Below are 9,075 nucleotides of genomic sequence, written 5' to 3' on the forward strand. Positions count from 1 at the left end.
CGACCGACGCCGCCATGACGAAAACCCGTCGACAGCTCGACCTGATCGACCAGATGCTTGGAGCCGCCCCGAAATGACCCCCAGCCTCGGCCCGGCCCTGCCAGGATTTACCGCCGCGCGCACGGCCGAGCAGCCGGCCGCGTCCGGAAAGAAGGACGAAACCGGTTTCGGAGAGATGGTGCACGGCGGCGCGAGCCCTGCCCATTCGGAGAAGCAGCCACCGGCCGAGGCAGGCTCCCGCGATCCGCGGTGGAGCAGGCTTGCCGCGGAGCTTGCGGCAAAGGCAGGCGAGGACAAGCCGATGCCCGCCGGCAAGGCAAGGGCCACGCCGAGCGGATCGTCTGCCGCGAAATCCATGAAGGACGGCAAGGACGCCGGGACGGACAAGGATGCCGATGCCGAAGCGCCGGCCGCCGATCCGGGCGCAACGCCGCTCGACGGGCATCTGCCGCTGCTGATGGCGTTTCATGACCTGCGCCATTTCTCGACATCGACCAAGTCGGCCGACTCGAGCGCGAGCGAAACAGGACAGGGCTCTGCTATCGATGGACAGCTTCCGTCGAAGGCCTATCGGCAGAAATCCCCTGCGGGGCGTGACGGTCTCGAACCCATGTCCGAGCCTGAGCGGGTATCGCTCGTCGACGGACCGTTGACGAAACTCGACGGCAAGCTCGTCCGCGATGCCGCCGGCGCGCCGAAACACGACAATGCCATCGTGGCCGGCCCCCTGCCCGAGGCGCCCGCGGAGGTTCCGGGCGTGGAGACGAAACAGGCGGCGCCGCAGCTGAAATCCATTGCCGACCTTCAGTCCTCATTGCGGTCCGAGCCGGGAAAACAGCAGTCGGCGGCGGCACGCATCGACGTGGTTTCCGAACGCAGCTTTCCCGCGCCGCCGCAGGCACCGATGAGCCAGGCAGCCCTCAACGTGATCGGCGCCATTTCAGCCGATGGGGGCCCGAACAAGACGCTCTCCACGGCTTCCGCGACCGCTCAACTGACGGGCTCTGTTGCCGTTCCGACACATGTATTGAAGATCGAACTTCACCCGGCCGAACTGGGCATGGTCACGGCCCATCTTCGGCTCTCCGGAGAACAACTGTCGATTGAATTGAAACCCGAAACACACGATGCCTATCGCCGGCTTTCCAGCGACAGCGAGGCGATCGTCAAGTCGCTGCGCGGGCTGGGCTTCGAGGTTGATAAGGTCACCATCATGCAATCCTCGGTTGCAACTCCCTCTACAACCCGGACGGATACAACCGCCTCCGTGAGCGCTGCACCCGGCCGCGATCCATCATCCTTCCAGCCCGGAAATTCCGGCGGCGGCAATAATGGAGCCGGCGGCCAGCAGTCGGGTCAGCAATCCGCAAGGGGTAACCATGATGAAGCGCAAGCACACGGCCGCGCCGCTTCGCCTTCTCGCGAGCGCGCTGGCGATATGTTTATCTAGCCTCGCGAGCAGCGCGGGCGCCGCCACCAATCCTTGCGAACCCGAGATCCTGCGTGCCGCCGACCGCTATGGCGTACCCGCCGGCATCCTCTATGCCGTCGGATTGACGGAAACCGGCAACAAGGGCAGTCTTCAGCCTAATGCCATGAACATAGAGGGAAAAGCAGTCTTCCCGAGAAGCCGGGCCGAAGCGCTTGCCGCCTTCGCCAACGCCCAGCGCGAGGGCAAGACGCTGATCGATCTGGGCTGCATGCAGATCAACCATCACTACCATGCCTCGCATTTCCGCAGCGTCGAGGACATGCTCGACCCACGCCAGAACGTCGACTACGCGGCAAGCTTCCTGGCCAGCCTCCATGCCCGCCATGTGACCTGGTCGATGGCCGTCGCCCGCTATCATGCCGGTCCCGACAACGATCCGGCGCAGAAGGTCTATGTCTGCAGGGTGATCGCCAACATGGTGGCCACCGGCTTCGGCAAATGGACCACGAACGCTCGCGCCTTCTGCAACCCATAAGCGCATTTTCTGCTTCTAATACATCAACTCTCTGGATGCGAAGCGGTCCATTCGACTGGGTCAAGACCTGGGCTCACAAACATATCTGGCGGCGCGCTAATGCAACCGCTCCGATTCCAGACTCCCAAGAAACTAGTTACAAGAAATGACGGTTGTTCAGGATTCTCGCCAGCGGATACGCCTTTCCCCACGGGGCAAATGTGCTGATTCGGAGGCGGGGCCGATGATCGTTATCGTTGACGAGCGAGAGCTCGTGACAGAGGGCTATAATTCACTTTTCGATCGCGAGGGGATCGCCTGCGCCGGTTTCGCGCCGGGCGAATTCGGCGAGTGGGTCAACTCGGCCGCCGACACCGATCTGCGATCGGTCCGGGCCTTCCTGATCGGCGACTGTCGCGACGGCGCGATCTCGCCGCGCCAGATCCGCGACCGCACCGGAGCTCCAGTCATTGCGCTCAGCGAGCAGCATTCGCTGGAAAACACGCTGCGGTTGTTCGAGAGCGGCGTCGACGACGTCATCCGCAAGCCGGTGCACATCCGCGAAATCCTGGCCCGCATCACCGCCATCCGCCGACGCGCCAGCGAAGACGTCGCCTATACCGAGATCGGCGCCATGCGCATCTTCATGGACGGCCGCGATCCCGAGATCGACGGCCAGCCGCTGCCCTTGCCACGCCGCGAGCGCCGCATCCTGGAATATCTGGCGAGCAATCGCGGCCGCCGCGTCACCAAGACCCAGGTGTTCAACGCCATCTACGGCATTTTCGACGAAGAGGTCGAGGAGAACGTGGTGGAAAGCCACATCAGCAAACTGCGCAAGAAACTGCGCGAGAAGCTGGGCACCGACCCGATCGATTCCAAGCGCTTCCTCGGCTACCGGCTGGTGTTCTGATGCGGCACCGCGCCAGCCTCGCGCAAGACAGGAGGCGTAGCCTCGAAGCCAGTGGCAAGGATATTGCGGAGACATCTCGATGAGCCTCTACGGAATGATGCGGACTGGCGTTTCCGGCATGAACGCCCAGGCAAACCGCCTGTCGACGACGGCCGACAACATCGCCAACTCCGACACCACCGGCTACAAGCGGTCCTCGGCCGAATTTTCGACGCTGATCATGCCGTCGACCGGCGGCGCCTATAATTCCGGCGGCATCACCACCACGATCCGCCAGGCGGTCAGCGATCCGGGTGTACTTCAATACACGACCTCGGTCTCCGATCTTGCCGTCAGCGGCGATGGCTTCTTTGTCGTCCAGGACCCGAGCGGCACGCCCTTCCTGACCCGCGCCGGCGCCTTCGTTCCCGATGCACAGGGCCGGCTGGTCAATGCCGCCGGTTTCCAGCTGATGGCCTACAGTTACGCCAATGGCACGCCGGCAGCGACCGTGAACGGCTTCGAAGGTCTAGAGCCGGTTGTCATCTCCGACCAGGGACTGACCGCGACGCCGAGCACCCAGGGCAATTTCAGTGGCAATCTGCCGGCAGGTGCGACACCGGTCGCCGCCGGCAACCTGCCCACCACCAACACCGCAGGCGCGCAGTACACCTCGAAATCGTCGATGGTCGCCTATGACAATCTCGGCAACAAGAAGCTGCTCGACGTCTATTTCACCAACACCGGCGCCGGCACCTGGCAGGTGGCGGTCTTCGACCAATCGAAGGCGACGGCCGGAACTGGCTTCCCCTACGCTGGCGGCGGTGCACTGGGCTCGGCCAACCTGACCTTCGATACCACCACGGGCAAACTCACCGGCACGCCCACCAACGTTTCATTCACGGTGCCGGGCGGCGCGAGCCTCAATCTCGACCTTTCGAAGCTGACCCAGCTCGGCACCGGCTTCACCGTCTCCGACGCCCAGGTCAACGGCAATGCGCCGAGCACCATCGACAAGGTGCAGATCAGCAAGGACGGCACCATCTACGCCCAGTACAAGGACGGCACCTCCAAGCCGCTCTACAAAATTCCGCTTGCTGACGTACAGAGCCCCGACCAGCTCAAGGCGCTGCCTGGCAATGTCTACGCCCAAGGCACCGACTCCGGTGCGGTCCGTGTCGGCTTTGCCAATGAAGGCAAGCTTGGTTCGATCATTTCGGGCGCGCTCGAAAATTCCAACGTCGATATCGCGGAGGAATTGACCGACATGATCGCGGCTCAGCGCAGTTACACCGCCAATTCCAAAGTCTTCCAGACCGGTTCCGATCTGATGGACGTCCTCGTCAACCTGAAGAGATAAACCGGGCTCCGCCCGTGAAAGACCAGCATGTCGCTTTCCTCCGCACTGAGCATCGCCCAATCGGCGCTTCTGGCCACCTCGCGGCAAACAAGCGTCGTCACGCGCAACGTGGCAGACGCCGACAATCCGAACTATTCGCGCCGCATCGCGCTCGTCACCAGCACGACGCCCGGCGCGCGTTCGGTTGATGTTCAGCGTGCGGCCAACGACCTGCTGTTTCGCCAGAACCTCGGCGCTTTGTCCGCCTACGCCGGCCAGAACGCGCTCTACAGCGGCATGGATCAGCTCGACGTTTCAGTGAATGGCGTCGACAACGCCTCCTCACCTTCGACCGCCATCGCCAATCTGCAGCAGGCGCTGCAGTTATACGCCACCTCGCCGTCCAACCAGAATCTGGGCTCGAACGTCATCGACGCGGCCAAACAGGTCGTGCGGTCCCTGAATGAAGGCTCCAAGGCCATTCAGGATTTTCGTACCCAGACCGACGGCCAGATCGATACCGCCGTCAAAGATCTCAACTCGCTGCTCAACCAGTTCCAGGATGCCAACATCGCGGTCATGTCCGGAACCCGTTCCGGTACCGACGTTTCCGATGCGCTCGACCAACGCGACGCATTGTTGAAGAAGATCGCCAATTACATTCCGGTATCGACCTTCACGCGTGGCGACAATGACATGGTCATCACCACGGGCGACGGCACGACATTGTTCGAGACGATCCCACGCACCGTCAGCTTCGCCCCATCTTCGGGCTATGCCGCGGGTGCGGCTGGCAACACCGTCTATATCGACAATGTGCCGGTCTCGGCGGGCAGCGGCGGCAACACCACCGCCAGCGGCACGATTGCCGGCATGCTGCAAGTGCGCGACGGCGTCGCCTCGACCATGCAGAGCCAACTCGACGAAACCGCGCGCGGCCTGATCACCGCCTTTGCCGAAACCGCACCGTCGATGCCCAACGCGGCGGGCCTGTTCACCTGGTCGGGCGCACCAGCGGTACCAGCCGCGGGCACGCTCGTCGATGGCCTTGCTGGAACGATCAAGATCAATGCCGCGATGGATCCCAGCACCGGCGGCAACCCGACATTGCTGCGCGACGGCGGCGCCAACGGCGCCGCTTACGTCGCCAACACTGGCGGAGCTTCATACTCCAACCTTCTGGTCGCCTATGGCGACCAGCTCGACAAGCCGATGACGTTCGATTCCTCGGCCGGGATTTCGGCAACCTCCAGCGTTGCCGACTACGCCGCCAATTCGATCGGCTGGTTGCAGGGCGTTCGTCAGCAGGCTTCGACCGCCGCCGACGCCAAGGAAGCCCTGGCACAGCGCAGTGCCGATGCCTTGTCCAACGCAACCGGCGTCAATGTCGATCAAGAGATGTCGCTGATGCTCGATCTCGAGCACACCTATCAGGCATCCGCCCGGATGATGAAGACCGTCGACGACATGATGACGGCCCTGTTGAACGCGGTGGGATAAGCCATGACCTTTGTCTCCTCTGCTGCCCTCACGAATGCCATGCGCTATCAGCAGATGCGCATGCAGGCCGATCTCGTCAAAGCCACGAAGGAGGCCTCGACCGGCAAGGTCGCCGATGTCGGTCTGGCACTTGGTGGGCGTACGGCCCAGTCCGTCACCTTTTCGCGCGACCTCGACCGGCTCAACGTCATTGTCGATTCCAACGGACTGGTGGCCGCCCGGCTCTCATCGACCCAGACCTCGCTCGGCCAGCTCTCCAACGTCGCGCAGACTTTCCTGTCCAGCCTGACCACCGCGTCGTCGGGCGACAACTCCGACAGCCTGACCCAATCGACCGGCCAGACAACTATCCAGCAGCTTACGTCGATCCTCAACACCAGCGTCAATGGCGAATATCTGTTCGCTGGCACCAATACCGACGTCAAGCCCATCAACGATTTCACGGCCCCCGGTTCTCCCGCCAAGACTGCCTTCGACGCCTCCTTCGTCGCCAAATTCGGCTTCACGCCCAATGACCCGGCCGCGGCCAACATCACCGCGGCCCAAATGGACGATTTCATCACCAACGATGTCACGCCGCAGTTCCTCGGCGCGGGCTGGCAGACCAACATGTCGAATGCCACCGACCAGCAGATCGTCAGCCGCATCGCGCTCAACGAAACCACCGAGACCTCGACCGGCGCCAACAGCGACGGCATCAGGAAGCTCGCCATCGCGGCCGCCTTGGTCTCCAGCCTGATGTCCACCAATATCAGCCGGGCGGCAAAGGACAGCATCGTCGACCACTCGCAGGTGCTGGTCGGCGAAGCGCTGAGCGGCATCGCGCAGGTCCAATCCCAGACCGGCATCGTCCAGAAGCGCGTCTCCGACGCCAGCGACCGCATGAAGACGCAGATCGACCTGTTCGAACGGCACATTCTGGATCTCGAAGCAGTCGATCCGGCGGCAGCCGCGACCCGCGTCGCCGACCTGACGCAGCATATCGAGACGTCTTTCGCTCTGACGGCGCGCCTGCAGCAGCTCAGCTTGTTGAATTACCTGACCTGAAAGCACTCTGAACCGGAACGGTAGAGCCAACGATGTACCAATTCTCCTACGCCGACGTCCAAAGCACCTCCGTCACGGACGCCAAGGACCGTGAGCGCGAACTGCTGACCCGCTCGATCGACATGCTGTCGGCTGCGGCGGCGGCCGGCCAGGATTCGATGGAGGCCGTGGAGGCACTGAATTTCACCAACCGCGTCTGGACTGTCTTCGTCGAAGACCTTGGCTCCAGTGACAATGCGCTCCCCAAGGAATTGCGCGCCAACCTGATTTCCATCGGCCTGTGGCTGCTGCGCGAGGCCGAGGACATCCGCCAGGGCCGCACCGACAATTTCGAGGGGCTGATCGAAGTGTCCCAGATCATCCGCGACGGCATTCAATGACGAACACGCTGAAGATATCGCTGAAGCCCAATGAGAAGATCTACATCAACGGCGCGGTCATCCGCGTCGACCGCAAGGTCACGGTCGAGCTGATGAACGACGTGCAGTTCCTGCTCGAGAGCCATGTGATCCAGGCCGACGAGGCGTCGACGCCATTGCGGCAGCTCTATTTCATCGTGCAGGTCATGCTGATGAACCCCGCTGGTGCCGATGAAGCACGCGAGATGTTCCGCCGCTCGCTGCCGCTGCTCATTGCAAGTTTCGAAGACGCCGAGATCGGCAACGCGCTGAAACAGGTCGACCGCATGGTCGGCGAGGATCACATCTACGAGGCCTTGAAGGCGATTCGTTCGCTTTATCCTCTCGAACGCCGCGCGCTTGGCGGCAATGACGACGTTCCGGGTGCCGCGCGCCCGCTGGCCGTGGGGGCACGATACTGATGACCGTGGATATGACGACGACGATACCGGCTGGCGCCAACCAGACCACCAAGTCGACCTCGAAGACAGCGGTCGACTATCAGTCCTTCCTGAAGCTTCTGATCGCGGAGATGAAGAACCAGGATCCGACCAAGCCGATGGATTCGACGGCGTACGTCGCCCAGCTCGCCACCTTCTCCCAGGTCGAGCAATCGGTACAGAGCAACACCAAGCTCGACCAGATCATGCAGTCCTCGGCGCTGTCGCAGGCCGACGCTATTATCGGCCGCTCGATCACGTCGGCCGACGGCAAGACCACCGGAATAGTGGCTTCGGTGACGCTCGCCAGCAGCGGACTGATCGCAGTGCTGCAGGACGGCACCCAGGTCCCCGTCGGCGCGGGCGTGTCGATCAAGCCGGCGAGCTAGGCCAACCGCCGACATGAACGAAGCCGACGCTCTCGACATCGTCCAGTACGCGGTTTGGACGGTGCTGACGGCATCCGCGCCGGTGGTGCTGGTCGCAATGGCCGTCGGCATCGGCATCGCCTTGATCCAGGCGTTGACACAGGTCCAGGAAATCACCTTGACCTTCGTGCCCAAGATCGTCGCCATCATGCTGGTGGTGGCGCTTACGGGCCCCTTCATCGGCGGCCAGATATCGGCCTTCACCAATGTCATCTTCGAGCGCATCCAGAACGGTTTCTGAGCGATTCCAGAAACGGTGCTCGGCGCCTTCCGGCACGAGCGTGTGGCCCTTCGCTATCCCCTTGTTGGACCATGATCTTCCCCGCAAGGCATTCGCCCTTTGCGCCGTGATGCCATAGTTTCGGCAAATCATGCGGGGAAACGGATCACCGCAAGGATCGGCACGCCGTGGCAGGAACCCGCCCATGATTGACGAAAAGCCGGATAGCGAAAGCGTCTCGGCGCTGGCGCCGTTCCGGCACGGCATCTTCCGCGCCGTCTGGGGCGCAAGTCTCGTCTCCAATTTCGGCGGCTTGATCCAGGGCGTCGGCGCCGCCTGGATGATGACCACCATCGCCACCTCGCCCTATCAGGTCGCCCTGGTCCAGGCCTCGACCACCTTGCCGATCATGCTGTTCGCGCTTGTCGCGGGCGCCATTGCCGACAGCTTCGACCGCCGCAAGGTGATGCTGATCGCCCAGACCTTCATGCTGGTCGTTTCGGTGCTTCTGACCGTATTCACCTATCTGGACCTGATCACGCCGTGGACGCTGCTGGCCTTCACCTTCCTGATCGACAGCGGCACGGCGCTCAACAGCCCGTCATGGCAGGCCTCCGTCGGCGACATCGTTCCGCGCAACAAGGTGCCTGCCGCCGTGGCGTTGAATTCAATGGGCTTCAACCTGACCCGCAGTGTCGGCCCCGCGATCGGCGGCATCATCGTCGCGGCCGCCGGTGCGGCCGCCGCCTTCGCGGCGAACGCGGTGAGCTATATCGGCCTCATCGTCGTGCTGGCACGCTGGAAGCCGGATCTACCGGTCTCGACCCTGCCGCGCGAGTCATTGGGGGCCGCCATGGGCGCCGGC

At 63.0% G+C, this 9,075-nt stretch carries 11 protein-coding genes; all 11 read left to right on the forward strand.

Annotated elements, in window-relative coordinates:
• The coding region (gene fliK, locus O7A61_RS28935; RefSeq protein WP_337132670.1) for a flagellar hook-length control protein FliK at positions 1–1,450 on the forward strand (1,450 nt) is incomplete at its 5' end.
• On the forward strand, positions 1,383–1,967 hold the full coding sequence (locus tag O7A61_RS28940) for a transglycosylase SLT domain-containing protein (RefSeq protein WP_337132676.1): 585 nt from the start codon (positions 1,383–1,385) through the stop codon (positions 1,965–1,967). The genes fliK and O7A61_RS28940, both read left to right, overlap by 68 nt.
• 223 nt (positions 1,968–2,190) lie before the next feature.
• Complete coding sequence (locus O7A61_RS28945; RefSeq protein WP_015315897.1) at positions 2,191–2,859, forward strand: response regulator transcription factor; 669 nt, start codon at positions 2,191–2,193, stop codon at positions 2,857–2,859.
• A gap of 79 nt (positions 2,860–2,938) precedes the next feature.
• Positions 2,939–4,198 carry a flagellar hook protein FlgE gene (locus O7A61_RS28950; protein WP_337132671.1) on the forward strand — a complete coding sequence of 420 codons (1,260 nt, stop codon included), beginning with the start codon at positions 2,939–2,941 and terminating at the stop codon, positions 4,196–4,198.
• Positions 4,199–4,225: 27 nt separating this feature from the next.
• Positions 4,226–5,677: a flagellar hook-associated protein FlgK gene (flgK, locus tag O7A61_RS28955; RefSeq protein WP_337132672.1), complete on the forward strand. Its 1,452-nt coding sequence runs from the start codon at positions 4,226–4,228 to the stop codon at positions 5,675–5,677.
• 3 nt (positions 5,678–5,680) lie between these two features.
• Entirely contained in the window at positions 5,681–6,724 is a 1,044-nt protein-coding gene (locus O7A61_RS28960) for a flagellar hook-associated family protein (RefSeq protein ID WP_337132673.1), read from the forward strand.
• Between the two features lie 32 nt (positions 6,725–6,756).
• The gene (gene flaF / locus O7A61_RS28965; RefSeq protein ID WP_337132674.1) at positions 6,757–7,104 is read left to right on the forward strand and encodes a flagellar biosynthesis regulator FlaF; all 348 of its coding nucleotides are present in this window, start codon (positions 6,757–6,759) and stop codon (positions 7,102–7,104) included.
• Complete coding sequence (flbT, locus tag O7A61_RS28970) at positions 7,101–7,544, forward strand: flagellar biosynthesis repressor FlbT (protein ID WP_127869880.1); 444 nt, start codon at positions 7,101–7,103, stop codon at positions 7,542–7,544. Before flaF ends, flbT begins: the two co-directional genes overlap by 4 nt.
• Complete coding sequence (flgD, locus tag O7A61_RS28975) at positions 7,544–7,951, forward strand: flagellar hook assembly protein FlgD (protein WP_140504163.1); 408 nt, start codon at positions 7,544–7,546, stop codon at positions 7,949–7,951. Before flbT ends, flgD begins: the two co-directional genes overlap by 1 nt.
• A 13-nt stretch (positions 7,952–7,964) precedes the next feature.
• Complete coding sequence (gene fliQ, locus O7A61_RS28980; protein ID WP_013893193.1) at positions 7,965–8,231, forward strand: flagellar biosynthesis protein FliQ; 267 nt, start codon at positions 7,965–7,967, stop codon at positions 8,229–8,231.
• A gap of 184 nt (positions 8,232–8,415) precedes the next feature.
• The coding region (locus O7A61_RS28985) for an MFS transporter (RefSeq protein ID WP_337132675.1) at positions 8,416–9,075 on the forward strand (660 nt) is incomplete at its 3' end.

The sequence above is a fragment of the Mesorhizobium sp. Cs1321R2N1 genome (assembly GCF_037179725.1).
Classification (GTDB): domain Bacteria; phylum Pseudomonadota; class Alphaproteobacteria; order Rhizobiales; family Rhizobiaceae; genus Mesorhizobium; species Mesorhizobium salmacidum.

What these genes read in the sequence shown, in the direction of transcription:
- O7A61_RS28940 (WP_337132676.1), top strand. Translation starts at nt 1,383, where the DNA reads ATGAAGCGCAAGCACACGGCCGCGCCGCTTCGCCTTCTCGCGAGCGCG.
- O7A61_RS28945 (WP_015315897.1), top strand. Translation starts at nt 2,191, where the DNA reads ATGATCGTTATCGTTGACGAGCGAGAGCTCGTGACAGAGGGCTATAAT.
- O7A61_RS28950 (WP_337132671.1), top strand. Translation starts at nt 2,939, where the DNA reads ATGAGCCTCTACGGAATGATGCGGACTGGCGTTTCCGGCATGAACGCC.
- flgK (WP_337132672.1), top strand. Translation starts at nt 4,226, where the DNA reads ATGTCGCTTTCCTCCGCACTGAGCATCGCCCAATCGGCGCTTCTGGCC.
- O7A61_RS28960 (WP_337132673.1), top strand. Translation starts at nt 5,681, where the DNA reads ATGACCTTTGTCTCCTCTGCTGCCCTCACGAATGCCATGCGCTATCAG.
- flaF (WP_337132674.1), top strand. Translation starts at nt 6,757, where the DNA reads ATGTACCAATTCTCCTACGCCGACGTCCAAAGCACCTCCGTCACGGAC.
- flbT (WP_127869880.1), top strand. Translation starts at nt 7,101, where the DNA reads ATGACGAACACGCTGAAGATATCGCTGAAGCCCAATGAGAAGATCTAC.
- flgD (WP_140504163.1), top strand. Translation starts at nt 7,544, where the DNA reads ATGACCGTGGATATGACGACGACGATACCGGCTGGCGCCAACCAGACC.
- fliQ (WP_013893193.1), top strand. Translation starts at nt 7,965, where the DNA reads ATGAACGAAGCCGACGCTCTCGACATCGTCCAGTACGCGGTTTGGACG.